We start from the raw sequence: 25,725 nt of genomic DNA, 5'->3' as shown, positions 1-25,725 counted from the left end.
ACCGCCAACAACGTTCAGGCTCCGGCTAACAATGTTGGTACCGCGAACTCCGGTTCGATCAACACGATCGGTAACGCAGGCACGAGCACGAACACCGTCACCGGTGCAACGAACAACGTGACCGGCACGNNACCGCCAACAACGTTCAGGCTCCGACCAACAACATGGGCACGACCCAGGCTGTCGGCGGTGTCAACAACGTCGGTACGCTCGCAACCTCGACGAACAATATCAGCGGCGTCACGAACAATATTCAGGGCCAGACGAACAATATCGGTACTGCGCAGACCGTCGGCGGTTCGAACACCGTTGGTACGGCAGGCGTCAGCACGACGACGATTCACAATAATGTGAACATCGGTTCGACCGGCACCAGCCCGAACAACACGATCAATATCGGTTCGGCTGCCAATAACTCGACCGTTAACATCGCTGGCCTCACGGCAACGATGAACGCAACGACGAACAACGTCGGCACCAACGCCGGCTCGACGAACAACATCGGTTCGGGTACGAGCACCAACACGGTCAACGGTACGACGACCTTCAACGGTACGCACAACATCAACGGCAATACGACGATCGTCGGATCGCTCAGCCAGTCCGGTGGAAATGCAAACCTCGTCGGTAGCGCTTCGAATTCGTTCGGTACGTTCGCCGGTTCGAGCAACACGATCGGTAACTCCGGTACGAGCTCGAACACGATCACGGGCCTCAACAACACCATCACGGCTGCAGTCGCCGGTTCCAACACCATCAACGGTACCACGAACGTCAACGGCAACGAGACGGTCAACGGTAACCTTCAGGTTAACGGAACGGTCGGTAGCACGGGTAATGCGACCCTCGGTACGAACAGCGGTACGAACAACACCGTTGGTAATGCCGGTACGAGCAACAATACCGTCACCGGTTTGAACAACTCGATGATCGCGACGAACACGAACACGATCACGGCGAATACCAACAATATGAACGGCGTCCTCAACCAGAACGGCGCTGTGAATATCACCGGTAATACGGCGATCACCGGTACGCTCAGCAATACCGGTAACTTGAATCTTGGCACGGCGAGCACGACCAACAGCTTCGGTGGTGCAAGCAGCTCGAACCGCTTCAACGGTACGTCGAACTTCGGTACACTTCCGGCTTCGAACGGCAATAAGCTGATCATCGACGGCGCACCGAACCTCGCTCTGCCGGTCGCTCCGTCCGGTATCCCGACGGGCTTCAACATCCCGACGGATTTCGAAGGTATCGTCAATGGTGACTTCTCGATCTCGGGTTGGACACAGCTCAACAATGCAACCGTCAATGGTACGTTGTGGGTCAACGGCGCGATTGTACTTCCGCCGAGCGCCAGCTTCTGCGTAAGCAACGTTCAGGTTCAGACGCTCTCGTCGTGGTGCTCCACGCCGACCGCTCCGATCACGGTTGCAACCGCGTTCAATCAGAACAGCCTCAATGGCAATGCGAACAACACGTTCCTTGCCTCGAACTTCAACGGTGCTGTGAACATCACGGGTAACACCGCGATCACGGGTACGCTCAGCTCGACGGGCAACACGACGCTCGCTTCGACGCCGGGTTCGACCGCTACGCTCGGTAACACCACCGGTGCTACGACGATCAACGGTTCGTCGATCACCAACAATGGTAACACGACGATCAACGGTACGACGACCCATGCAGGCACCATCGTACAAACCCTCGGCACCACGACCCTGCTCAACACGCAGGTCAACGGTACCCTCGGTTCGACGGGTAACATTACGCTTGCAACGACGAGCTCGACCAACGTCATCGGTCAGGCTGGCGTCAGCAGCAATACGCTCCAGGGTCTTACGAACAACCTCAATGGTACGAACAACCTCACGGGCGTTCTTAACCAGAACGGTAATTCGAACTTCACTGGTGGTGTCTCGACGTTCACGAACAACAACATCAATCTCGTGAATTCGAACATCGTTGGCAACAATGCGAATACGAATATCTCGCAGATCGTGAATGTCCAGACGGGCACGATCACGATCGGCAACACGCTTAACCAGCAGACGACGGTTCAGAGCACCAACTCAACGGGCGCTCCGATCACGCAGAAGCTCGCTCAGGTTGGCGGTCAGATCCCGGTGTTCCTCGTTCAGCGCCTTGCGTTGAACCCGGCAACCTTGGGTCCGAACGGTGGCGCTTCGGTAACGTTCAACTTCGGTGCAAATGCATTCGACGGTACGGACGCTATCACGGTCAGCTACTACAGCCGCGCAAACAACCAGTTCGGCCAGATCTACATCTCGGCGCAGAACCCGGCAGCTGGTACGATCCAGATCGAGTCGACCAACCCGCTCGATCAGAACGTTGTTCAGGTTCAGATTTTGAGAGACTAATTGAACGACGTTCCACGGCATGGGATCTCGGGGCAAACTTGTCGAGAGTGCCCCGAGAGCTCAGCCTGGAAAAACTAACTAAGTTTCACCGTCAGAGAGAGTTCACGAAAAACCCTGCCAATGCGGCAGGGTTTTTCTTTTGTAGTAGCTGAAAACGGAAATAGATGCCGGTAGTCAAATACGAGCAGCGTCAATGCCGAACAAACGCAGGGAGGCGCTACAAACGTCAGAGATGAGGTCGGAGACTATTTGAGCAGAACATTCCAGGCGGACTCAATATCGTCGTTCTCAATGAGCTCCTTGGCCCGCTGGTGACGTTCTGCGCGTGAGGAGGGGTCGAACGACGGAGGGAAGGTGGGAAGCGTCTCAACGTCAAGCAATCGCGCGAGATCGTTGCCACTGAGAAACGGGCTGGTTCGGATGTCCTCCGGTAACTCGTCGAAGCCGAACTTGATGGTTGTTGGTTGAGGCAGTTTGAACAACCCTTGTGCAGCACGGGTGTACCATGGGCCACCCATTCTCGCGACATGATCCATCAAACGCGGATCCACCGCGCCCGCCTCGTTGATCACATTGGTATTGATGTGCATCAATAGCACCTCGCAGATGAGCATGTTCGCGCTGCCGGGCTTGCCGCCGAAATCGACATGTTGGACCAACTTAGCTTCCATCACGAAGGGGCTTTCAGCCACGCCCGGCGGAGCCACGCGCTGTGAGGGGAGTTTGGTAAAGCCGGCTTTGACGAACTCATCGACGCCACGCTCGAACGGAGCGGAGGCAAGGCTTGCCTGGTGGACCATCTCGTAGTTCACGATGGAGATCGTACACTCCTTCGTTTCGAGCAGGTTCAACAGCGTGTGTTTCGGGGCGCCGGTCTTGCCGCTGAAGGCCGGACTGAAACAGACGATCGGCGGATTCACGCCGAATGCATTGAAGAAGCTAAACGGCGCGAGATTGACGTTGCCCGCAGCATCCATCGTCGATACGAATGCGATCGGACGCGGTGCGACCCCGCCGAGCAAAAGACGGTGAGTTTCCGGATGTGAGAGTACCGTGGGATCGAACGTCTGTTTCATGAACGAAGAACTCATAGTGAAGAATATGTGAGAGCGATCCCACGAAGAACGAGTGCGCTATCGATATGATCGATGATGGTCGTGTGTCCTCGAAGCAAATGTGCGAGCCCGCCAGTCGCGACAACCACCGGTGTGCCTCCGCCAAAGCCATCCGTCGTTAATCGACGGATCATGCCCTCGATAGCATCTACAGCGCCATAGAGGATCCCGGATTGCATGCTCTCCATCGTTGAGCGTCCGAGTGCGTGCTCGGGAAACGTAAGATCGACAGGGGGAAGCTGGGCTGCAATGCTCGAAAGATGCTTCGCACTCGACTCAATGCCCAAGGCGATCACGCCCCCGAGATACTCGCCCGCAACGGTAACGCAATCGAATGTTGTTGCCGTACCGAGATCGATCGCAATCAACGGTTTGTGATGCGCTTTAGCGTAGAGCGTATGCCCCGCAAGCGAGCCAAGCAGCCGGTCGATGCCGACCTGCTCAGGATGACGGTAGCGGTTGATGATCGGCACGTCGGTGTTCTTCAGCGTCCGAACTCGTGCGCTGGGGAAGAGCCGCTGAAGCTCTTCATGTGCGCGGGGACTTGCTGCTGGCACTACGGAGGCGATGAGCACGTCGCTCGGGACACCGATTGCCAGTAGCTCCTCTGCCAAATTCATAGAGTGCGCAGTGAACGACGCGGTTGGTTGCGAGAAGGAATGGGCAAGTTCGTTCTCACCAAAGACCCCGTACGTCGTTCGCGTATTCCCGATATCAACAGCAAGTATCATCCGTCGTAACTCAGTGTTGCCGAATCAAGTGTCATGTTAACACCGTCTGCAGAGGAAATATGCAACGCACCACGGTCGTTGATGCCGAGGATACGGATCGCTTCCAGGACATTCCCATCCGGCTGCTGTGCACTCACGTGTTCGAGGTTGCTCATCCAGCCGAGCTCCGTTCGAATATCACCAAGAAGCTTCGCACGATCGGTGTATGCCCGAAGCGTGTATTGCAGCGTTGTCAGAAGCAGGTCGCGGATGTCCTCGAGCTTGAGGATATCGCCAAGCACATTGCGCAGTGAGGTCGCGCGAGCAGCGATCGTACGATCGAACAACTCTTGATTCACGTTCAGACCGATGCCGATGACGAGTCCTTTGAGCGTCTGGCCGACCCAACTTGCTTCGCTCAGAATCCCGCAGATCTTTTTCCCATCGAGCAGTACATCGTTCGGCCATTTCAATCGTATCCGATCGTTCTCGAAATGATAGAGCCGCTGCTCGAGGAGTGTCCGCAATGTGCTGACGACGCTCAGGCCCGTGACGAACTGCATCAGATCGATAACCGATAGCTCCACGTCGGTTAGCACTAGCGAGAGCAAAAGGTTCGTACCGGGCTCGTCGTGCCAGGTGCGGCTCTCGTATTGGCCGCGACCGCCCGACTGATGCAATGCGACGAACACATCGCCATGTTTGGCGGATCCGCTGGCGAGCAGATCGCGGGCTAGCGTCTGCGTTGACGGCAGTTCGGTAAAGGTCTGGACATTCCACATATTCAAGCTACAAATCTACGACTACTAGCGTCGCAATCGCGAACTAAATACGAATACAATCTCTTATTCTTGCCGACAATGATCGTACACAAATTCGGCGGAGCAACCACACGCTCGGTGCGCGGACTCGAGCGCATGGTGCAGATCGTGCGCAAAACGGCTGACGAACAGTCGCGTAAGCGTACGAGTGGCGGACTCGTCGTGGTCGTTTCGGCCATCGGTCATACGACGCGTCGCTTGCGTTCGATCGCTGAAGATGCCGAAAGCGGTAAGAGCCTTTTTGCCGGCGGTACACTCGAGCGCATCATCGAACGGCATCAGCAGCTTGCCGAGTCGCTCGACCTCGGCGAACGAGCGTATAGCGAAGCAACTTCGAAGTTTCACTCGCTCGCTGCCGAGATCGCTCGTCTTGTAGAAGGTGTCACGATCACTCGCGAACTCTCGCCGCGAACGCTCGATGCCTTCCTCTCGAAAGGCGAATACTTTGCAACGGCGCTCATCGGTGCGTTGCTTGAAGATGCCGGCATCTCGACACAGGTTGTCGATGCGCGCGAGATCATCATCACTGATGCCCAGTACACCGCAGCGACGCCGAATGCCGAGCTTATCCGCGATCGTATCAAAGAACGAGTGCTGCCTCATCTGCATGCGGGCAGGGTAGTCCTGACGCAGGGCTTCATCGGTGGCACACCGGACGGCGACCAGACGACGATGGGAAGCGAAAGCTCCGACCTCACTGCGACCCTGCTTGGCCGTGCACTCGAGGCCAGCGAGGTCGTCATCTGGAAAACCGTCAGCGGCATCTACACCGGCGACCCCGAGCACATCACGAAAGCCAAAGCGATCCGACATCTCTCCTTCGAAGAGGCCGACGAGCTCGGCCGTCGCGGCGTGCGTGCGCTGTTCCAGAACGTGGCGCGTCCGCTACTCGGCGAAGATGCGCGGCATAAGACGATCGTACGCGTCACGTCGCCGGAGCCGAAGTCGCCGCCGCTTGGAACCGTCATCGCCGCGTCGAGCGGAGCGGCCGTCAGGGCGCCGAAGCCGATCGCGTTGGCGCTCGAACAGAACATCGCGACCGTCTACGTTCGACCGATGCCCGAAGGCGAAGCCAAGCGTCGCAAGCGTTCGCGCGAGGCGCAGCTTGCGTACAACAAGACGCAAGGCATTCCGGCCTTTGCGCTCAACCGGGCGTTCTACTATTGGGCCAGCGACACCGAGATCACAATCTCCTTCCGTCGCGACGAACGCCGCGCGCTGTATCGTGCACTCAAGGATGCCGGCTACGAGCTACAGGAAGAAAAGCCGCTCGCCGCATTGTCGCTCCTTGTGCGTACGAAAGACGCGACGCAGGATCTCACTTCGATCCGCGAAAAGCTATTCCGCTCGCTTCGCAGCTTCCCGGTGCGTGCCGTCTTTCCGGTCGAGAGCAGCCTCGTGGTTTTGCTCGACGAAGACAGAGCCGTGGAAGCGTTGAAGAAAGTACACCGAGACTTTTTTGAATAGTCAATGAATAGTGGCGCGGACGGACCAAGTGTCCGTCCCAATAATAAATGATTCTATGACGCAAGACGAACGCAACATCATCATCGCCGCCCTCGACGAAGACACCGGCGCCGGCGACCCGACGAGCGAAGCCACGGTCGATCCTGCCATCATGGGCAACGCCTATTTCCTTGCAAAGGCGAATGGCGTGCTGAGCGGCATGGAGATTGCGCTCGAGGTCTTCGGACTCTATGCCGAACGCAGTGCCCGACGTGATGCGGTCGCGACGAAGCTCCTCGTTTCGAGCGGAAACCCGGTGACGCATGGAATGAAGCTTGCGTTCGTCAACGCGCCGCTCGACATTCTGCTCGGCGCCGAACGCGTTGCGCTAAATTTCCTGCAACGAATGAGCGGCATCGCGACGATGACCAAGAAATTCGTCGATGCGGTCGCCGGGACGAACGCTACCATTATCGATACGCGAAAAACCGCGCCGTTACTCCGGCCGTTCGATCGGGCGGCTGTACGGGCCGGTGGCGGGACGAACAACCGATACTCCCTCGGCGACATGATTTTGGTGAAGGATAACCACATTGCCGCTAATGGTGGCGACCTTGTCGTGTTGATCGAAAAACTTCGCAACTACCGCAGGTCCCATCCCCAGCTTCTGATCGAACTCGAGGTAACAACTTTGGCGCAATTCGAGACCGTTCTCGAACGCGGCGTCGGTGTCATCGATCGTGTCATGTTCGATAATTTCCCGCTCGACAAATTGGCCGAAGGCGTCAAGCGTAATGTCGGCACGTTCGAGACCGAAGCATCCGGCGGAGTGAACCTCTCAAACGTCCGAGCAATTGCCGAAACCGGCGTCGACCTCATCTCCGTCGGCTCCCTTACGCATTCGGTGACGGGGCTGGATATTTCACTCGAGATCGAGTAGGACTACGCCTCCGAGTTCACGTCCTCGTAGAGCGCCTCGAACAACTGCTTCTTATAAATCGGCACGATGCCGAGCTCTTCCACAACGAGACCTGCCGCACGGTTTGCGATCATTGCCGCTTCGCGAACGCTTGCGCCGCAGGCCTTCGCAACAGCAAGCGTCGCGATGACCGTATCGCCTGCACCCGAGACATCGGCAACCTGACGTGCACGCGTCGGGATCGAGAACGGCTCCTTTTCACCGTCTTCGAAAAGCAGCATGCCGCGTTCACTCAGCGTTAATAGGACGTTTTCGGCCTGTAGCATCTCGAGCAGCTTGAAGCCTGCTCGTAATATCTGCTCCTCGCTCGAGAGCTTCGTGCCGAGCGCATCTTCGATCTCCTTCTTGTTCGGCTTGAAGACCGTCACGCGTTTGAACTCGAAGAAATTATCATGCTTCGGATCGACGAACACCGGGACGTTATTCGTGTTCGCAAGCTCAACGATCTTTCGGATGAGCTTCGTTGACAAGACACCTTTGTTGTAATCCTCGAGGATGATACCATCGAGCGTACCGATCTGCGTAGCAAGGATCCCGAAGATCTCGTCCTCGACACTCTCATGCACCGGATGCTTCTTCTCGTGATCGATGCGCAGCATCTGTTGCGATCCGGCAACGACGCGCGTCTTGACGGTCGTCGGGCGGCTGGAGTCCGAGATCACACCTTCGGTCGAGAGACCGATCTCTTGCAATAGCTTGCGTACCCGTTCGCCTTTACCGTCTTTGCCGACGACACCGATCAGCACCGGCGTCGCGCCGAGCGTATGGATATTATGCCCGACGTTCGCCGCGCCGCCGAGGCGGGCTTCGTCGCGATGAATATCGAGCACCGGCACCGGCGCTTCGGGCGAAATGCGCGAGACGGATCCGAAGAGGTAGCGGTCGAGCATCAGATCGCCCACCACGGCGATCCGCGCCTTCGAAAACGCCCCCTCGAGCGATTCTAAAAAGGTCTGTGATAGCATTGCGAAATGAACACGGTAGCGGTGCGTAAAATTGCCTGTCGCCTGAGCCAGTAGGACGGACTCTTAGTCCGTCCTCGTTCGGACATCACCGAGGCATCGGTGCCACACCCAAGCCCCGCCCACGATTGAAATCGTGGGCTACTCTCCTTCGGTCCTCCGGACGTGCATCACTCGTCAACATGCCTGTCATTCTGAGCGAAGCGAAGAATCCCTTCAGCGGAACAACCACCAACCCCCGCCCCGGGTTGAAACCCGGGTCTATGTGTCATTCGGTCCTCCGGACGCTCAGAGCCAGGGATCATGCTTGTCATTCTGAGCGAAGCGAAGAATCCCTTCGGGCGTGGACGGAAGCTCGTGGTGCACCTCAATGGATTCTTCGGGCGTCGAGGCGACCTCAGAATGACGTGCGGTCCCGCGAGACGAAAATCCGGAAATTGGGTCCATAACCCATTACAATCAAACAATATGATTGTGCACACACCACCAACCACCCCAAACGAAAACGTCCGCCGAAGCGGACGTTTTGACACTCTGGGCCGATGGCCGTGTTGTACATATTTCACGGTACAAATATACGGAAATATGTCCCTTTTGTCAATAGGCTAAGTGCTTATTTGTGAGATTTAACAAAAGAGGCACCTATCGAGGAAACATAAACTGCGAGCCATGAACTATGAAGGGTGACGATCCGCCCCGGAGTCCCGTGTTCCCTTAGAACGCTTCATGGATGAGCTCTTTGTTGACGTGCATTCCTGCGGCGGTCCCGGTGGCGACAGCGTTCGCTACGGTACGCATCGGGGTGGTATTGTCGCCACTGGCGTAGATGCCGCGGATCGTTGTTTGCTGCGTCGCGTCGATCTTGAGGTAGCCTTGATCCGTCAGCTCGCAGCCTAATGTCTCAGCGATCGTGCAATGTTGGCGAAATGGTCTGCGTGAGTACAGTGCCTTCAGCGTTGTTGCCGTTCCGTTCTTGAAGATCATGGTCTGCAGATGTCCGTCAATATGTTGAAGCGAATCGATCTCCGATTCGTCGATGCGGATGCCGTGACGTTCGAGCGTTGCCGATCGCTCGGGCGACAGCGTTGACGCACCGTTGGTAAAGACCGTCAGCTCGTTCGTCCACTGTGAGAGCAACGTAGCGAACTCGAACGCAGCGTCCCCGTTGGCAAGGATGCCGGTGTTCTCGTTGCGCACTTCGTAGCCGTGGCAGTATGGGCAATGCAGAACGGAGATGCCCCAGCATTCGGCGAAGCCCGGAATGTCGGGCATCTCGTCGACGATGCCGGTCGCAAAGATCAGTTTCTTCGCATCGAACGATCGTCCCGATGCAATGCCGATCCGAACACCATGCGGTGTGATGGCTCCGGCGATCGCCACGCCGGTGACGAACTCGACGGTGCTGTATTGCTCGACCTGTTCTCTGGCGATCGCTGCGATCTGGGCCGGCGGTGCGCCGTCGTGCGTAAGGAAGTTGTGCGAGTGCGGCGTCTGGCGGTTGCAGGGCTTCTTGCTGTCGATGACGAGCACTCGCCTCGATGCTCGGCCCAACGCCATTGCAGCCGCAAGTCCGCTGTAGCTTCCTCCGACGATGATCACGTCGTATATCATGTCAGGTGTCATTGATATGCCGGTTAGATATTCATAGAGTTGAAATGCACCCACGCCGCCCGAAGATGCGATCTCGCACTGCGTACTTGCTTCGCACCCGAGTGACGTGGGCATGAACGACATTCGTGTTCAGATGCCGATCGCTCCTCACTTCGACGTACTCTTCGGCGAGAACATGCTGAGAACGGTATCCACGAACGGAACACCGACGAACACGATCCAGGGAACGAGCGACACCGTCAGGATGAGTGTCCGGATGTAGATCGGAACGGCCGACAGCGCCTGCCCGAAGAGGATCAGGAAGATGGTGATCGACGGGTAGATGACCACCCAGATCTTCAGCGATGCGATGAGTCTTGCTTTCGTTTTCATAGTAGTCGGTTTCTTGTGCATAGTTGATCGATGCACAATAATACGTGCGAGGCCGGACCGTGTTGTAGGACAAACGTGCAGTTGAACAGGACTTATCTGAACTTCTGCCGAAACGCCTCCGGTGTATAGCCGGTGTGCTTGCGGAAGAACCGGATGAAATACGACAGATCCTCGTAGCCGAGAAGAACCGCTATTTCTTTGATGCGTTCCGAAGTGGATAGCAGATGCCGTTTCGCTTCCAGTACGATCTGTTCGTTTATCAGCTCGGAGCAGGTCTTCCCGAGCGTGGCTTTCGTGACGGCGTTGAGCTGATAGGCCGACAGATGCAGCAGTTCGGCGTACTCGGCAACTCGCTTGCGTGTTGCGATGTGGGCCTCGAGAAGTTCGAAGAGTTCGTCGAGCCGTTGCTGAGCGTAGTGTGTCGCACTCGGAGCAGGGCGGTTCGCGCTGCTCGCATGTCGCAGCAGTTCGGTGAAGAAGATGCTGAGGTTCGCTCTGATGATGTCCTCATACCCTGCAGCTCGTTCGCGATACTCCTCACGAACGGCGCCGAGAATGGCAGCGATCTTTTCGAATGCCTTCTCGCTGAGTTGACATCGGTTCGTGTGGCTGACCGAACGCACCAGCCGGTGCAGGACCGGATCCGCCGTCGAGTAGAGATCGGCGCTGAACTGCAGCACATATCCGGTACTGCCTGCCGTGAGCGAGAGCTGATGCACTTGTCCCGGCCGAACGAGGAACACGGTGCGGTCTTTGACCTTGTAGGAAGTGAAGTCGATCTCGTGGGAGCCGGTGCCCGTTCTGACGGCAAGAATGAAGAAGAAGCTGTGGCGGTGGAGGTCCTGCTCCATGCTGCGACCTGCCAGCACCTCGTCAAGCTCGCGGATGCTGAAGCTGCGCAGCGGATTGAAGCTGTTCTCTGCGTCTTTGATCGCGCGGATCGGGATCTTCTTCATGGCTGGGCGTAGGGAAAAACAGTCCCCTGTCAGTGGCTCGAACACAATATTTGTGGAAATAGGCACCCAAGATGCGTCATTTTGGCCTCGACTGGGCATTGCTGTCGGGCTCAGGGGTGCCTTCAGCCACCGGAAGGGCAAAAATGGTCAAAAAGATGGCCCCAACCGCTCTTCCCGTAACGAATCCCCCCCCTTGCCGTTACAGATTCCTCCGGGGGCCGGATGGGGAGGTTTTGGCCCATGTTGCTGTTGGATAACCTTTTGGCACGTTGGATTTTGTGAACAAGTACGCACAGGCTCTTGAAGAGAAGCTGAGGTCGAAAACGGCCCGGATCGGCGTTGTCGGTCTGGGGTACGTCGGGCTTCCGCTCGGGGTGGAATTCGCCACCAAAGGCTTCCGCACCGTCGGCATCGACCTCGACCGCCGCAAGACGGATTCGCTCGCCCAAGGCAAGAACTACATTCAGGATATCAGCGACGCCGTCGTTGCTGATGTCGTGAAGACGGGCATGTTCTCGGCGCAAGCGAACTTCGATGGTTCGGGCGAGCTCGACGTGATCTATATCTGCGTCCCGACCCCGTTCACCGACAATAAAGAACCCGACGTCTCGTTCATCAAGAGCGCTGCCGAATCCATCGCCGCGAATCTTCGCGCGGGGCAGCTCATCATCCTGAAGTCCACCACCTACCCGAACACGACCGAAGGCCTCGTGCAGCCGATCCTGGAAGCAACGGGGAAGAAGGTCGGCGATGAGATCTTCCTTGCGTTCAGTCCCGAGCGTATCGATCCGGGTAATCAGAAGTTTAATACGGCCAACACGCCGATCGTCTGCGGCGGCGTCAGCGCCGATTGCACGAAGCTTGCGGTACTTGCCAACGAGCAGATCATCGCGAAGGTGATCGCTGTCTCGAGCCCCAAGGTTGCCGAGATGGAGAAGCTCTTGGAGAACATCTTCCGCTCGGTGAATATAGCGCTCGTCAACGAGCTGGCGAAGCTCTGCGACCGCATGGGCGGCATCAATATGTGGGAGGTCGTCGAGGCCGCTGCCACCAAGCCGTTCGGCTTCATGCCGTTCTTCCCGGGTCCGGGGATCGGCGGGCATTGCATCCTCATCGACCCATATTATCTGTCGTGGTACGCCCGCGCCTACGATTTCGAAACGAATTTTATCACACTTGCGGCCGAGACGAACGAGTCGATGCCGTTCTACGTGCGCGACATGGTGATCCATGAAGTGGCGCACCTGCCGAAGAGCATCACCGATGTGAACGTGCTCGTGCTCGGCGTGGCATTCAAGAAGGATGTTGATGATACGCGCCACTCACCGGCGCTCAAAGTGATCGAGCTCTTGCTACTCGACGGCTTGAAGAACATCACCGTCAACGACCCGTTCGTCGCGAAGGTCAACGTCGCGGGTACCGACTTCGCGTCCGTGCCGTTCGACGACAAGTCCATCAAGAACTTTGATATCGTGCTCATCACGACCGATCATACGCAGTACGATTATGAAGCGATTGTGAAGAACGCCTCGCTCGTGATCGATACGCGCAATGCGACGAAGAAGATCACCGACCCCAAGCTTCGCGAAAAGATCGTGCTGCTCGGCTCCGGAATGACCAAGTAATCCGCGCGTGACTACCAAGAAGAAGATCATTCTCGTCGTCGGAGCGCGGCCGAATTTCATGAAAGTCGCGCCCGTGCTCGCAGTGCTTCGCGCGCAGGCGAACGACCGTTTCGAAACGCTGCTCGTGCACACGGGCCAGCACTACGATGCGAACATGTCGGACGTATTCTTCGCCGATCTCGATATGCCGAAGCCTGAGGTGTTCCTCGGTGTCGGCAGCGGCTCGCATGCCGAACAGACGGCGAAAGTCATGATCGAGATGGAAGCGCTCATCCGCGACGAGAAACCTGACTTGTTGCTCGTAGCCGGCGATGTGAACTCGACACTCGCGGCTGCCATCGTCGCAGCGAAAGCAGGCGTGAAGCTCGGGCACATTGAAAGCGGGCTGCGCTCGTTCGATCGCGGCATGCCTGAGGAGATCAACCGCATCGTCGCCGATGAGTTTTCCGATCTGTGTTTTGTGACAGAACCGAGTGGGCTCAAGAATCTCGAGCACGAGGGCATCGATAAGTCGCGAGTGTTCTACGTTGGAAACACGATGATCGACTCGGTGGTGAAGTATCGTGACGCTGCGCAGAGGAAATTCGCTTCGCTAGCATCGCGCTTCGGTATTGCGTCGAAGCAGTTCGCGCTCGTGACCCTGCACCGGCCGAGCAACGTGGATGACAAAGCGAACCTGACGCTGCTCGTCGATCTCTTCGAGAAGATGTCGCTGCTTACGACGAAGATCGTATTTCCGGTACATCCGCGCACGCGTAAACGATTCGAAGAATTCGGACTCGCTGCGCGCGTTGCCGCGAACACGGCACTCGAACTCATCGAACCGCTCGGCTATCTTGATTTTCTTGCGTTGCAGGATGCCGCTGCCGTTGTCGTCACCGATTCTGGCGGTGTGCAGGAAGAGACGACGGCACTGGGCGTGCCGTGCATCACCGCGCGAGAGAACACCGAGCGTCCGTGCACGATCGAGGTCGGTACGAACGAACTTGTTGGCCTCGATATCACTCGCATTCTCGAACTCACGCAGAAAGCGATGCTGGGGCAATGGAAGAACGCACGTGTACCCGAACATTGGGATGGTCGTGCAAGCGAGCGCATCCTCGCAGTCTTGAAGGAGAAGATCGTTTGATATGATGAAGCAACGAATTTCCATTTTAGTCGTCGTGCTGCTCTGGGCTGCGGCATCGCGCGCGCAGTTCACGGCTCCGGCAGGCGGCGGCGGTACGAACTCACCGGTGCCGACACTCACGGCATCTTTGCCGGACAAAACGTCACCGACACTCCAGCCTGATGCGCTCGTCTTCGACGGCGCTGTCGATCCGTCCGAATATCACATGGGTCCAGGTGACATACTGATGTATCGCTCCTGGACGAGCAACGATGCCCAGCAACTGATGGTCTCGGCCGACCAGGTGTTGGCGATTCCTCGTATCGGAGCATTCGATACCAAGGGCAAGACACTTGCGCAGATCAAAGACGAAGTGCGCGTGAAAGTGGAAAAAGATTTCAGGCGTGCGAGCGGTGATAACCCGATCTTCTCATTGACACTCACGCAACCGCGACGCGTAATCGTCAGTGTGTTTGGGCAGGTCGAGACTCCAGGAGTCTATACCTACAATGGTGGTACTCGTGCCTCGGTCGCGGTCGCAGTTGCGAACAAACCGGTCGAGCGTGCCACCGTCATCGGCGACCAGGCGTTTCAGCTCGAACAACAAAAACGCAAGCGCGAAGAAGACCGCTTGAAGCCATACCTCGGGGATGCAAACGATAAAACAGCCAGCCTCCGCAATATCGTTGTCACACATTCCGACGGCACGAGCGAACGTGTCGATCTCATTCGTTTCAATGCGACACATGACTCCCGGTTTTGTCCGTTGCTTCGCGAAGGCGATGTCATCTACGTGCCGTATAAGAAGACGCTCGAAGGTCAGATCGGAGTCTATGGATCGGTAAAGGCGCCGGGCGACTACGAATTTGTAAACGGCGATTCGCTTTGGGCAATGGTCAGAGCATGTTACGGCCCCACCGACGGCGCAGATCTGACGCGTGTCGAACTCGTTCGCATGAATACCGACGGGATAAGCTCGACGACGACGACTGTGAACTGCGAGTCGATCAAAAACGGCACAGCGACCGATATCGAATTGCAGGCAGGTGACCGTGTGTTCGTGCGCAATACACCCGATCAACGCGAGCTTTCGCGAGTCATTGTCAAAGGAGAAGTTCGTTACCCCGGTGTATATCCGATCATGCGGACCGGGACGAAGTTGTCGGATGTGATCCGATTGGCCGGCGGCTTTACGCCGAATGCGTTTCTGGCAGGCGGCTCGGTGACCCGTAAGAAGATCGATATCGATAACAAGGACATTACTGCCGAGGACGAAGCGAAGCTCGTCGGGCGGCTTGCGAATCTTACGGTCGAAGATACCGCGAACTTCCATTTCCTGACGCAGGTACGCAACCCCTATGTCGCGGTGGATATGGTACGATTGTTCGAGAAGGGCGATGCCAATGCGGATATTACACTTCGTGACGGCGATGTGATCTCGATCCCGGTAACGCCGAACTCGGTGTACGTCTGGGGATACGTCGGCAGCACCGGGTACATTCCGTATCATCCGGGAGCATCGGTCAATGACTATGTGAATCTTGCCGGTGGGTATGCCGAAGGGAGCGTGCCCGACGGGACCCGCGTGATTAAAGCACGTACGCGTCAGTGGCTCAAACCCAAGGAAACAACCGTCGATCCTGGCGATGAGATCTATGTTCCGCAGGAGCATCTCTATCCATCCGGATACGATCTGCAAAAGACGCAAACGATCGTCGGCATCGTCAGCACGGTCGTCTATGCAGTGACTGGTATCATCTCACTCGTGCTCGTACTCAAGAAGTAACGACCGATACATGCGAATACTCGTTGCGATCGTCATACTCGCCTGTAGCGTTTCGCTTGTTCAGGCGCAGCGTGTGCAGACCGGACCACATCGGGGTGTCGCAGAGGTCGCGATCGGTGAAGATGTGTACGACTTTCTGCGCCATCTGAGCGTGCGCGGACTCATCGATGATTTCAGCGAGGCGGTGCTGCCGATGAGCGAACACGATGTGGTGCGATTTCTTCAAGCCGTACCCGTGCAAGAACTCTCGGTGTCGGAGAACGCTCAGTTACAGAAATATCTCCGGACGTATGCACGAGAGCCGTATCGGGCAGTCACGCTCTTTGCTGCCGATAGTGCGGACGATTTGCTTTTTGCTGGCATCCCGACCGATGACGATAAATACCTTTATCGCTGGCGTGACGATTCGACGATGAGCGACCTGCAAGTACACGGCATCGCCACGCTCGAGGTGCGCAACCGCACGAAACCGGAAACGGGCCGCGCCGAGCTTGGCGTGATCGGCGGGCGGTTCAGTGGGACGCTTGGCGGTCACGTCGGTTACTATATGGAGACCACCAACGGTCAGACGTTCGGCGATTCGACCGTCACGGCCGAGGATCCGTCGATCGCACGGAATAAGAATTTCGCGTACTACACACACACGTTCTTCGACAACACGACCGGCGAGCTGTCGTATACATACGACTGGTTTACGGCAAAGATCGCGCGTGAGCCGATCGCCTTCGGCGGCAGCTATCAGGGGAATAATGTGATCGTGTCGCCGGATATCCAGATGCCGGATTTTGTAAGTATCGGTGCTCATTATGGTGCGGTTCGTTACACGGCGACCGTTGCATCGCTCCTTGGCGAAGCACGTTGGAGCGTTCCGCCGGATTCCGTCTATTACGCTACGGGTGCCGGGGCGTACATCGATCCCAAATACCTTACCATCCACGACCTGACGTTTCAGATCGGTCACAGAGTTGAGATCGGTTTTACGGATATGGTAATCTTCTCGCGAAGATTCGATCTTGCGTATATCAACCCGTTCACATTTCTCAAGACGGTCGAGGCATCGCTCAACGACCGCGATAACGGCTTGCTCGGGATGCATGCTCGGTGGCGCGTGACCGACGGTGTCGAACTTCGCGGACAGGGATTGCTCGACGATATCGTCGCAAGCAAGATCGGGACAGGGTTCTGGAGTAATAAGTTTGCATGGCAGATCGGCGCAATGTGGGCGGCACCGTTCGGGCTTCGCGATGTCGATGTCGCACTCGAACATACACGTGTCGAGCCGTACACGTATACGCACTTCAACACACAGAACGCGTTCACGACGAGTGGGCAAGTCATCGGCGCAGCGATCGGCCCGAACTCGATCAGTTGGTGGGGCATGCTGCGCTGGGCACCGAGTGAAAAGCTCGCACTCGAAGCAACCATGCTGTATGTGGCACATGGTGAGAACATCTACGACAGCACCGGAGTGCTTGTGTATAATGCCGGTGGTGATTATGAACTTTCAATCAAGTCGGATGCCGACGGCGCACGTAAGTATTCGATCTTGAACGGCCGTCGCGTGAATACATTTACGTTGCAAGCGACGGCACGATACGAACTCTGGCGTGGGATCTCGCTCGTGGGCTCGGTCCTGAATCGCTCGGTGGATTATCCGGCGGGGACGCCGGCAAACCCGCTCGAAAAACCCTACGGACAGATCTCGCTGGGTGCACGCGCATTGTTTTAAGCATGACGGACAATTTTATTCGGAGGACTCATGACTGACCAATTCGAACATCACGGATCGACCTCGATAGAACCCGCACGCAAAGCGTGGGTCGAGTCGATCGCGTTATTGTTGCGTCATAAGACACTGATCATCGTTACAACGCTGGTCGTAACGGCGGCGACAGCCGTGTATCTCTTTGTATTTGCAAAGATATGGTACAAGGCCGAAGCAAATGTCGTCCCGGCGCGCAAACCGGGCGGGCTGCTGGATAACCTCACTTCCGGTCTTTCCAGCACAATTAAAGATCTCGGGCTCACCCCGCTTGCAGGAAAGGGCAAAGCCGACAATACATACAGTCCGCTCGCGATCGCAACGAGCCGCACGGTGCAAGAAAAACTCATCAAGGAGTTCGACCTGATGAAGGTTTACGAATCGAAGACTATCGAAGACGCGCGGAAGGAATTTGGTGAACATGAGTCCGTCGATGTGCTTGAAGAGGGCAATATTTCGGTGTCGTTCGAGGATACCGACCCGAAGCGTTCGGCAATGGTGGCCAACCGGCTCGTCGATCTTCTCAATGATGTGAACTCAAATCTGGCGATCGAAGAAGCAAAGTTCAATCGCACATATATCGAACGCCGGTACAACAAACTGCTTGCAGACCTCGACTCGGCCGATGCGGCTCTCGGTGCCTACCAACGCAAATACGGAGTCTACGAGCTCAAGTCGCAAGCCCAAGCTCAGCTTACCGTTCTCGGTACGCTCGAGCAGCAACGCTATATGGCGGAGATCCAGCTTGCAAATGCCGAACAGATCTATGGTTCTGAGTCGCCGGAAGCCAATGCACTGCGAACCCAGCTCGGAGAACTTCGCTCGAAGCTCGACGATCTGAAGACCGGCATGGATAAAGAAGCGAAGAGTTACTTTGTCCCGACCGACGTTATGCCGGATGTCGCACTCGACTATCTCCGTTTGACTCGCGAGGTCGAGATCCAGTCCAAGCTCAAAGCATTTCTGCTCCCATCGTACGAACAGGCGAAAATGGACGAGAACAAGCAGACGCTGCTTTATCTTACGCTCGATAGGGCAATACCGCCTATTAAGAAGAGCAGACCGAAACGGTCGATCATCTTGCTCATTTCACTGCTCGGTACGGCTGCTCTCATGTCATTGGGCGTGATCGCATCGGCTCGGATTCGCGCAGCGGGTGAACAATTCCGTCGCGACCGGTCATTGCTCGGAGTCTGAATTGTATGAACCCATCGCGAGTCACGCGGAGTCTCGGTTGGTTTTTCGCGAGCGAGAGTTCGCGTTTTATCAGCTGGATATTCGCAATTGCACTCGGCATCCGTCTCGTGATGGTGTTCGTGATCGGCGATGCACAACATCCGAAGATGTATGAGCACGGTGAGATTGCCCATAATCTTGCGATAGGGAATGGCTTCACAATGCATTGGCCATACGAACCGCTTGATAGTAGTCGTATCGCTGTGCTGAGCGTCCCGATCGATCATGAGGGGGCATTTATTCCTCCGCTCAATCCGTACATTATCTACTCGGTCTATCTACTTTTCGGTGAACGGCCGACTGCGGTCATGATCCTGATGATCCTCCAGGCTATTATCGGTGCGCTGGCAATTCCATTGTTGTATAAGACGTCACGATTGCTCTCTACAGATGCTACATCGAGGGTTGTCGCACTGATCGGTGCGTGTTATATTCCCGCAGCAATCGCCGTAACGACGTTTTCGGGTTCGGTCGTGTATCAACTCATCGCCCTCGCTGTACTCTATTTCTCGTTTCGGGCGATTCGTTTTGGATCGTTCGGAATACTAATTAGTCTCGGATTGTGGTCGGGTCTGTTGACAACGATCCGCAGTGAATTCATGCTGCTTGGCATTATGCTTGTTGTTGTGGTGGTATTCGTATCGAGTGCGGCGTGGGTGCGCAGCCATCGAATCGCTGCGCTCGCATCGGTACTTATTCCGATGATGGCGGTCATGATGCCATGGACGATTCGAAATTATCGGCTGTTCGATCGGATCGTCCCGACTGTTAGTCATCCGTGGTTTGAGATTTGGCGAGGGAATAATATCGTTGTCTCTAATGCATCGTTTCTTCAGCCAACCTACGATTGGGTCAATCCACGAGAGTTTCCGGATCTCGTTCGGCACATGGATTCGATTCCTTATGACCGGCACTTCGAACCGGCGGTGAACGATATGTTCATGGCGGAAGCAAAGCACTTCATATTTTCCTCTCCCGCTGCATTTGTGCGTCTTGGGCTAAAAAAGTTACTGTTTTTCTTTACTGTAGATCTCTCGGATCGCGGAGCCCGCTCTCCGCTCTATATCATACTGACAATACCAGTGACCGGTATGATTGTGTTCGGTTTGTGGCAGATGCTCCGAGATCGGAGTCGGCGAAGTGAAGCATTGATTCCGACGATCATCGGGCTTTATTATGCAGCATTGACCGTGATGACTTACACGTTGCCACGGTATCAGATCTTTCTTGTGCTCCTCCTGCTGCCTTGTGCCTCCGTTGCGATAGAACGGATGAAGTGGTTTCGGTCTGCGGAGCGTGTGGCAGGAGGCGTGTCGTGACAACGGTCACACGTACGATGTGGGTCGGCGTATGGACGTTCGTCGCCCTTCTGCTTGTGTCGATGCTGAGCTTTCCGCTTGGCTTCGATCAGGCGATCTTCGAGGCGGGCGGTGCCGCAGTGGGATTACATGGGGCCATACCGTTTCGGGATTTTCTCGAGTTGAAGCAGCCGCTAATTTTTTATGTGTATGGTCTTTCGACAATCCTCTTTGGCAGACATGAATGGTCGCCTCGGTTACTTGACATCATATATCATGGTATTTCGCTGATTGTGTTCTACCGCATCCTTCGTCGAGAGGGTGGCGATGAACGACTGGCAACTGTTTCCGTTCTGCTCTATGCAGTCAGTTACGTCGGCAGCGGATTCTGGATGACGATGGAACCGGAATCGTATGCGCTGCTTCCGCAACTGCTCTTGATGAGTGCGGTTCTTTCGCTCGATCGTACTAACGAACAACGCATCTGGATGCCAGCGGCAATAGCGGCAATCTCATTGTGGGCCCTGATAATGCTGAAGATAACACTTGTTATCGTGTTTGGGGCAGTCCTGGTCTATCTCTTCATCACCCGGGCATCGAACCCACGCCAAAAGAGTGTGTTTGTTGCCTGGACGGTTGCGATCTTCGGTGCGCTTCTTGCAGTGACGGCATTTGTACTGGCACGCCTGGGTGCACTCGATAACCTGGTGATGAGTATTCGGTGGCTCGGTAGTTACGCTTCATATTATCCTCTGTTCGGTATTAAGACGTTCGTCGAATTCTATTATCATACATTTCCGTCCGAAGTACTCACGAGTCTTTCGCCCACCTTTGTCCTTCTGGCAATTCTCTTCGTGACCGAGTGGATACGTGAGCGAACGCATCGTACGGCGGCCCGCCCAATTGACCGACTTCTGTTGTTCTGCATGATCGGGATCGTTGTTGGGCTGTCGAGTGTCGCGTTCGAGCGGAAAGCATTCAATTATCAGTTCACTCGGCTGTTCTGGGCGTTTATTCCAGTCGTGGCTGCTTCAATCGTCCATCGTTGGGACGACGTGCGATCGAGAGCCGCCCGAACAGGGTTCATGGGCCGCCTGGGTCTTGGGTTCGTAATGCTGCTCGCCTTCGTTTATTCATCATTTCCCCGAGTGATCGACCAAACATTCGGTTGGGGGATTCCGGCATTGCGCGGTGATACACAAGCGGTGATTGAGCGTGAACGGACATATAACTATGACGTCGGTGAAATGCGTAGGCTGTCGGCAACGTATAAACCGATGCTCGCACAAGACGGTCAGTTGTTTGTCTGGGGAAATGCCGCACAATTATATCTTGAGTTCGGCCAGACACCGCCAATGCTCGAGCTGGTGAACGCGATGTTCATGACGAGCCATACTCCGAGCGAATGGACCGACACGCTTGCCGCACAATGGCAGCGACAGAAGCCAATGCTGTTTATTTGCGAACAAAACGATGCACGGCCGTTGATCACTCGAACCAGTGACGATAGCTACGCCGCGCTGTTGAAGATACCCTCGCTACGGTCGGTGCTCGAAACGTATTACGAGCCGCTCGATAGCACGACGCATTACCGCGTATACCGCCGACGAACGGACCGATGATCACATCCGACTCCATATCGATCGGTCGTACGCGTCTTTCCTTGCGCGCTCAAATACTCCTTGCGCTGGGGATCGGTGTCTATGTTGTCGTCGGGCAAGTACTGATGCCCGTCGGGATCGCCATTGGGGTCGGTCTTGCGATCGTTGCCGCACTGCTTATACAGCGACGGTCGATGTACTTGGTGACGGCATTTTCAGTGTTGATCATCGTCGTGAAACTTCAGGAGCGAGAAGGGCCTCAGCCCGGCGTAAGTATTCTCGATCTCCTGACCGGAGGCGTCATTGCCGCAGCGCTTGGGTATATCGTATTACAAGGACTTGTCAACCGGCGTCCGCTGGCACACCATTGGTCGATGTACTTTCTGTTTGGGTATGTCGCCTGGGCGCTTGTGGGAGGCGTCATGTCGATTGCAATGGACAATACGACGCCGAACTTTGCATTTCGTGAGTTTCTGCTGTTCTCACCGCTCCTGGTATTTCCGATTCTGTTCGTTCCTATCGCACGATCGACCCAACGATTTGAGCGCTTGGTAGGAGCGTTATTGTTGTTTATCTGGGTACTCGTTCAGGTGGCCGGCGTCGTTCGGCTCCGGAGTACCATCGCAGCAGCGACCTTCCTGTTTGAAACCGGCTTCTCTCGCTATGACATTGTGAATGCCGGATTGATGATCCTCCTGTTTGTAGGCGTCAGTGCGCTTAACCGGATACCGCGTTACCGAACGCTGTATGTGCTGATGATACTCGGTTCGATCGGCGGACTTGTCTTGACGTTCAATCGAACGGCATGGGTTGCGGTCGTCATATGCATTCCGCTCATGCTGTGGATGTTACCGACACGTGCGTCGCGACGCGAGGGAAGCCGGGTGTTGACCCGTATCGTAATGATCATTCTCACCAGCGCCGTCGCTGCGTACTTCATGATCCCGATGGCACAGCTCTTGATAAAGTACTTGTTCCTTCGTATCGCAAGTACATCGAAGGTGGGGACGGATCTTTCCCTTGTCAATCGTTATGTCGAGTGGCGTTACGTCTTTCAACAAATCGCTTCGAATCCGATCATGGGGTTGGGGTTCGGTGGGCTGTTCAAGATCTATAATTGGCTCCTTGGGTTTTCAGAGACTGTCGGGTACACACATAATGGAATACTAATTGTTATTGTCAAAGGTGGAGTAGTCGGTGCGATCTGTTTTTTTACTGCATTTATTGGGATCTTCCGTATCGGCTGGACCGCTCGACGCTCGCCATACCTCAACGAACAGGAACAGGTTCTCATACTCGTCTGCCTTGCAGGCCTCGTATTCATTTCCATTGTCGGGATGACCGTCGGTTTGCTCCTGCATCGAGAAATTCTTCTCTATGTCGGGATTATGTGGGGATACCTCTTAGTCATTAACGATCGCATCGAACAGCGTCGACGTGTCGCGGCCGACCGTATCGCCACCAAATCATGAGTCACGCAAATCCGGATCGTCAGCAGCCATCGGTCCGCAGACACCTTGTCGGCGGGATCGTCGTCAATCTGGTCGCGAATGTATTCCTCTATCTGGGGCATTTGATCATTGCTCGCGGACTCAGCCGAGAAGATTATGCAGTCTTTACAGTCACGGTCAGTTTCATTTCGCTTTTGGCGCTATTCGCCGATCTCGGGCTGACGCTTCTCTTTGTTCGAAAGTTCGCAGAGGCCGACGAAGCCGCTCGGCAGGGTGCGAACGATCGCCGTGGTGAGTTACTCGGCTCGATCTTAACCCTTCGAATTATACTTTCTCTTGGTGTAAGCGCATTCGTCTGGTTCGCCGCGCCGCTTCTCGGATATCCCGGCACGACCGTGCATCTGATGCGCATCATGCTCCTGACGCTGTTTATTTCGTCTCGGCTCATGGTGGTGCGTTCGGTCGGCGAAGCGTATCTGCGCGGTCATAATCGCTACTACCAGGTTGCGATCTTTGCACTGGTCGATGCGGCCGTCTTTGCGATTGCACTGTTCGCATTCTACAAGCCGACATTGTCGCTGGAGTCTGCGGTGTGGATCTACTCGCTGTGTCACCTCCCCGGTTTTATTCTGTTGGTGGTAACGATCGCCCGGCATGCGCGAGAATTTCGATTTCGCCTGAGTGCGCGCTTCGATCAGGTCTTTTCGATGGTGCGTGAAGGATTGCCGTTGATTCTGTCGACAACATTCCTGACGATCCACAACTTTGCCGATGCATTGCTGCTCGACCGTCTGAGCACACCGCAGGAAGTCTCGGCCTTCGGCGCAGGATTGCGCGTGCTGACAGCGGTCATTTTTCTGCCGAGTGTTTTTTCCGCCGTCATCGGTCCGCGGGTGACGCAGGCAGTCGTCCGAAAAGATCACGAGCATGTTCGCGGCATGGTGGCACAAGCGATTGCGTTGCTACTAGTAACCTCGCTTTCGATCGCAATGGTGCTGCAGGCGGCGCCGCTGACAATCGTGCGCGTGCTATTCGGCGGTGCGAAGTATGCCGATGCAGCGTCAATTATTGTCATCTTCGGATGGGCGATCGTGCCGATTGCAATTGCCACATTCCTGACCGAGATTGCAATTGCCGAAGGTGCGCTGTGGATCTCGACGATGTACATGGCAACGATCATGGTAATCTCCGTCGGACTCGACATTGTGCTCATCCCTACCTACGGTGCATTGGGTACGGCAATTGCAAAGGCAGTTGCAGTATCGGTAGGTACGGTTGCGTTGGTATATCGTTCGAGGTTGCTCGGCGTTGTGCGGGCATCGGATCTGTGGTCGCTGCTCGGTCGTTGCGCAGTCGCAGTTGTCGCTGCTGTCGTGGGGATGTGGCTGATGCATACCTATGCTTTCAGTTCTGAGATCGTGACGGCCGCGGTTAGCCTGACTGTATTTCTTTTGGGCATCGTCGTTCTACAGGTTATTCCGACGGACGAACTGCGCCGATTGCTCCAACCTCTTCGATCACGGTGAACCTATCGAGTCCAACCCTGGCCAATAGTCCTTGGGACCGCTCTACGTGGTTGTCGCCCGCCGTTGACGGCGACTCTGCGCCGCTGGCGAGCATCGGTGTTTTGTGCTATAATCGACGTGACGATCTGCGGCGAACGTTGGACGTGCTTACGCATGCCGTCGATTATCCTGCACTTGAGATTATTGTTGTCGACAATGCATCGACCGACGGGACGGATTCGATGCTCGCGGCTGAATTTCCGAATGTGACCGCGATCCGCATGCCCGAGAATATCAGTGTTGCCGCACGAAACGAGTTCTATCGTGCAGCTCGGGGCAAGTATGTGTTCTCGTATGATGACGATTCATTCCCGGCGACGCCATCGACGATCGCGCGTGCTGTCGCGTATCTCGAATCGCGCCCCGAAATTGCGGCGGTCAGCTTTTTTTGTTATCAGCCGCGCTCGAATTTCGCAGAGACCGGCGGACTCGAACAGTTCTATTTCGATGGCGATGCGATCAACGGATACCGAGGACTCTATTTCGTCGAAGGAGGGATGTGCATTCGCAAGGATGCGATCGATCGGATTGCCGGATACGATCCGGATTTTCAGTGGGGGGCTGAAGGAGCGGACTTGACGCTCCAAATGTATCGACTTAGGTTGCAGACGGTGTACTACCCAATGCTCGCGACGCTGCATATGCGATCGGATGTGCATCGTGATGACGTACGTAACGCACGCTACTTCACTCGTAATTATATCTGGACGATTGCAAAGCACTTCCCGTGGTATGCAGCGATCATTCTGACAATTCTGTATATGATTCGCCGCTGTATTGCCATGGTCTTGCATCCGAAGCTTGCACGAGGATACATTGGCGGGATGTTCTCCGGCCTTGTTGGGTGGATCTGGCAGCGAAGTAAGACGAAGAAGCTCTCGATGCGACAAGTTCTTCGTCTCGGTCGTTGGTATGTATTTCTATTCCGCTGGTAACG

At 55.7% G+C, this 25,725-nt stretch carries 20 protein-coding genes; 13 read left to right on the top strand and 7 right to left on the bottom strand.

Features of this window, described 5'->3' with window-relative positions:
* Positions 1-164: 164 nt before the first annotated feature.
* Positions 165-2,384, top strand: a complete 2,220-nt coding sequence (locus JSS75_13995; protein MBS1904814.1) for a hypothetical protein — start codon at positions 165-167, stop codon at positions 2,382-2,384.
* Between the two features lie 245 nt (positions 2,385-2,629).
* Here the strand turns inward: JSS75_13995 and JSS75_13990 are convergent, their stop codons facing one another.
* The 3 genes from JSS75_13990 to JSS75_13980 are packed head-to-tail and all read right to left on the bottom strand — an operon-like array spanning position 2,630 to position 4,991.
* The gene (locus JSS75_13990) at positions 2,630-3,460 is read right to left on the bottom strand and encodes a flavin reductase family protein (GenBank protein MBS1904813.1); all 831 of its coding nucleotides are present in this window, start codon (positions 3,458-3,460) and stop codon (positions 2,630-2,632) included.
* Positions 3,461-3,471: 11 nt separating this feature from the next.
* A complete protein-coding gene (locus tag JSS75_13985; GenBank protein ID MBS1904812.1) occupies positions 3,472-4,230 on the bottom strand; it encodes a type III pantothenate kinase in 759 nt (252 codons plus the stop codon).
* Positions 4,227-4,991: a biotin--[acetyl-CoA-carboxylase] ligase gene (locus JSS75_13980; GenBank protein MBS1904811.1), complete on the bottom strand. Its 765-nt coding sequence runs from the start codon at positions 4,989-4,991 to the stop codon at positions 4,227-4,229. The genes JSS75_13985 and JSS75_13980 overlap by 4 nt, the downstream gene beginning before the upstream one ends.
* Positions 4,992-5,069: 78 nt before the next feature.
* Here JSS75_13980 and JSS75_13975 point away from each other — a divergent pair, with 78 nt between their 5' ends.
* Both JSS75_13975 and nadC read left to right on the top strand, forming a co-directional pair.
* The gene (locus tag JSS75_13975) at positions 5,070-6,497 is read left to right on the top strand and encodes a hypothetical protein (protein ID MBS1904810.1); all 1,428 of its coding nucleotides are present in this window, start codon (positions 5,070-5,072) and stop codon (positions 6,495-6,497) included.
* Positions 6,498-6,552: 55 nt separating this feature from the next.
* On the top strand, positions 6,553-7,416 hold the full coding sequence (nadC, locus tag JSS75_13970; protein ID MBS1904809.1) for a carboxylating nicotinate-nucleotide diphosphorylase: 864 nt from the start codon (positions 6,553-6,555) through the stop codon (positions 7,414-7,416).
* A 2-nt stretch (positions 7,417-7,418) separates the two neighbouring features.
* Here nadC and rfaE1 read toward each other — a convergent pair whose 3' ends face one another.
* The 4 genes from rfaE1 to JSS75_13950 form a co-directional block, all read right to left on the bottom strand.
* Complete coding sequence (gene rfaE1, locus JSS75_13965; GenBank protein ID MBS1904808.1) at positions 7,419-8,420, bottom strand: D-glycero-beta-D-manno-heptose-7-phosphate kinase; 1,002 nt, start codon at positions 8,418-8,420, stop codon at positions 7,419-7,421.
* A 711-nt stretch (positions 8,421-9,131) separates the two neighbouring features.
* Positions 9,132-10,040, bottom strand: a complete 909-nt coding sequence (locus tag JSS75_13960; GenBank protein MBS1904807.1) for an NAD(P)/FAD-dependent oxidoreductase — start codon at positions 10,038-10,040, stop codon at positions 9,132-9,134.
* 135 nt (positions 10,041-10,175) lie between these two features.
* The gene (locus tag JSS75_13955; protein ID MBS1904806.1) at positions 10,176-10,400 is read right to left on the bottom strand and encodes a hypothetical protein; all 225 of its coding nucleotides are present in this window, start codon (positions 10,398-10,400) and stop codon (positions 10,176-10,178) included.
* Between the two features lie 92 nt (positions 10,401-10,492).
* On the bottom strand, positions 10,493-11,356 hold the full coding sequence (locus JSS75_13950) for a helix-turn-helix domain-containing protein (GenBank protein MBS1904805.1): 864 nt from the start codon (positions 11,354-11,356) through the stop codon (positions 10,493-10,495).
* Positions 11,357-11,634: 278 nt separating this feature from the next.
* Between JSS75_13950 and JSS75_13945 the strand changes: the two genes are divergently transcribed.
* Genes JSS75_13945 through JSS75_13900 form a run of 10 tightly spaced genes read left to right on the top strand, consistent with a single transcriptional unit; the run spans position 11,635 to position 25,723 of the window.
* Positions 11,635-12,981 carry a nucleotide sugar dehydrogenase gene (locus JSS75_13945; GenBank protein ID MBS1904804.1) on the top strand — a complete coding sequence of 449 codons (1,347 nt, stop codon included), beginning with the start codon at positions 11,635-11,637 and terminating at the stop codon, positions 12,979-12,981.
* Between the two features lie 58 nt (positions 12,982-13,039).
* Positions 13,040-14,110 (top strand): UDP-N-acetylglucosamine 2-epimerase (non-hydrolyzing), encoded by a 1,071-nt coding sequence (wecB, locus tag JSS75_13940; GenBank protein ID MBS1904803.1) that lies wholly within the window; start codon positions 13,040-13,042, stop codon positions 14,108-14,110.
* A gap of 4 nt (positions 14,111-14,114) precedes the next feature.
* Positions 14,115-15,875, top strand: a complete 1,761-nt coding sequence (locus JSS75_13935; protein MBS1904802.1) for an SLBB domain-containing protein — start codon at positions 14,115-14,117, stop codon at positions 15,873-15,875.
* A gap of 10 nt (positions 15,876-15,885) precedes the next feature.
* Entirely contained in the window at positions 15,886-17,604 is a 1,719-nt protein-coding gene (locus JSS75_13930) for a hypothetical protein (GenBank protein MBS1904801.1), read from the top strand.
* A gap of 30 nt (positions 17,605-17,634) precedes the next feature.
* Complete coding sequence (locus tag JSS75_13925; GenBank protein ID MBS1904800.1) at positions 17,635-18,834, top strand: hypothetical protein; 1,200 nt, start codon at positions 17,635-17,637, stop codon at positions 18,832-18,834.
* Between the two features lie 5 nt (positions 18,835-18,839).
* Positions 18,840-20,192 carry a glycosyltransferase family 39 protein gene (locus JSS75_13920; protein ID MBS1904799.1) on the top strand — a complete coding sequence of 451 codons (1,353 nt, stop codon included), beginning with the start codon at positions 18,840-18,842 and terminating at the stop codon, positions 20,190-20,192.
* On the top strand, positions 20,189-21,793 hold the full coding sequence (locus tag JSS75_13915) for a glycosyltransferase family 39 protein (GenBank protein ID MBS1904798.1): 1,605 nt from the start codon (positions 20,189-20,191) through the stop codon (positions 21,791-21,793). Before JSS75_13920 ends, JSS75_13915 begins: the two co-directional genes overlap by 4 nt.
* Entirely contained in the window at positions 21,790-23,244 is a 1,455-nt protein-coding gene (locus JSS75_13910; GenBank protein ID MBS1904797.1) for an O-antigen ligase family protein, read from the top strand. The genes JSS75_13915 and JSS75_13910 overlap by 4 nt, the downstream gene beginning before the upstream one ends.
* Positions 23,241-24,749, top strand: a complete 1,509-nt coding sequence (locus tag JSS75_13905; protein ID MBS1904796.1) for a flippase — start codon at positions 23,241-23,243, stop codon at positions 24,747-24,749. Before JSS75_13910 ends, JSS75_13905 begins: the two co-directional genes overlap by 4 nt.
* Positions 24,746-25,723, top strand: coding sequence for a glycosyltransferase (locus tag JSS75_13900; GenBank protein ID MBS1904795.1), 978 nt, complete (start codon positions 24,746-24,748; stop codon positions 25,721-25,723). The genes JSS75_13905 and JSS75_13900 overlap by 4 nt, the downstream gene beginning before the upstream one ends.
* Positions 25,724-25,725: the final 2 nt, after the last annotated feature.

The sequence above is a fragment of the Bacteroidota bacterium genome, assembly GCA_018266755.1.
Classification (GTDB): Bacteria; Bacteroidota; Ignavibacteria; order Palsa-1295; family Palsa-1295; genus JAFDZW01.
This window is presented reverse-complemented; position numbering and strand designations above follow the sequence as displayed.

Excerpts from the sequence above, each read along its gene's own strand:
- JSS75_13995 (MBS1904814.1), top strand. The coding sequence starts at position 165 with ATGGGCACGACCCAGGCTGTCGGCGGTGTCAACAACGTCGGTACGCTC.
- JSS75_13990 (MBS1904813.1), bottom strand. The coding sequence starts at position 3,460 with ATGAAACAGACGTTCGATCCCACGGTACTCTCACATCCGGAAACTCAC.
- JSS75_13985 (MBS1904812.1), bottom strand. The coding sequence starts at position 4,230 with ATGATACTTGCTGTTGATATCGGGAATACGCGAACGACGTACGGGGTC.
- JSS75_13980 (MBS1904811.1), bottom strand. The coding sequence starts at position 4,991 with ATGTGGAATGTCCAGACCTTTACCGAACTGCCGTCAACGCAGACGCTA.
- JSS75_13975 (MBS1904810.1), top strand. The coding sequence starts at position 5,070 with ATGATCGTACACAAATTCGGCGGAGCAACCACACGCTCGGTGCGCGGA.
- nadC (MBS1904809.1), top strand. The coding sequence starts at position 6,553 with ATGACGCAAGACGAACGCAACATCATCATCGCCGCCCTCGACGAAGAC.
- rfaE1 (MBS1904808.1), bottom strand. The coding sequence starts at position 8,420 with ATGCTATCACAGACCTTTTTAGAATCGCTCGAGGGGGCGTTTTCGAAG.
- JSS75_13960 (MBS1904807.1), bottom strand. The coding sequence starts at position 10,040 with ATGACACCTGACATGATATACGACGTGATCATCGTCGGAGGAAGCTAC.
- JSS75_13955 (MBS1904806.1), bottom strand. The coding sequence starts at position 10,400 with ATGAAAACGAAAGCAAGACTCATCGCATCGCTGAAGATCTGGGTGGTC.
- JSS75_13950 (MBS1904805.1), bottom strand. The coding sequence starts at position 11,356 with ATGAAGAAGATCCCGATCCGCGCGATCAAAGACGCAGAGAACAGCTTC.
- wecB (MBS1904803.1), top strand. The coding sequence starts at position 13,040 with ATGAAAGTCGCGCCCGTGCTCGCAGTGCTTCGCGCGCAGGCGAACGAC.
- JSS75_13935 (MBS1904802.1), top strand. The coding sequence starts at position 14,115 with ATGAAGCAACGAATTTCCATTTTAGTCGTCGTGCTGCTCTGGGCTGCG.
- JSS75_13930 (MBS1904801.1), top strand. The coding sequence starts at position 15,886 with ATGCGAATACTCGTTGCGATCGTCATACTCGCCTGTAGCGTTTCGCTT.
- JSS75_13925 (MBS1904800.1), top strand. The coding sequence starts at position 17,635 with ATGACTGACCAATTCGAACATCACGGATCGACCTCGATAGAACCCGCA.
- JSS75_13920 (MBS1904799.1), top strand. The coding sequence starts at position 18,840 with ATGAACCCATCGCGAGTCACGCGGAGTCTCGGTTGGTTTTTCGCGAGC.
- JSS75_13910 (MBS1904797.1), top strand. The coding sequence starts at position 21,790 with ATGATCACATCCGACTCCATATCGATCGGTCGTACGCGTCTTTCCTTG.
- JSS75_13905 (MBS1904796.1), top strand. The coding sequence starts at position 23,241 with ATGAGTCACGCAAATCCGGATCGTCAGCAGCCATCGGTCCGCAGACAC.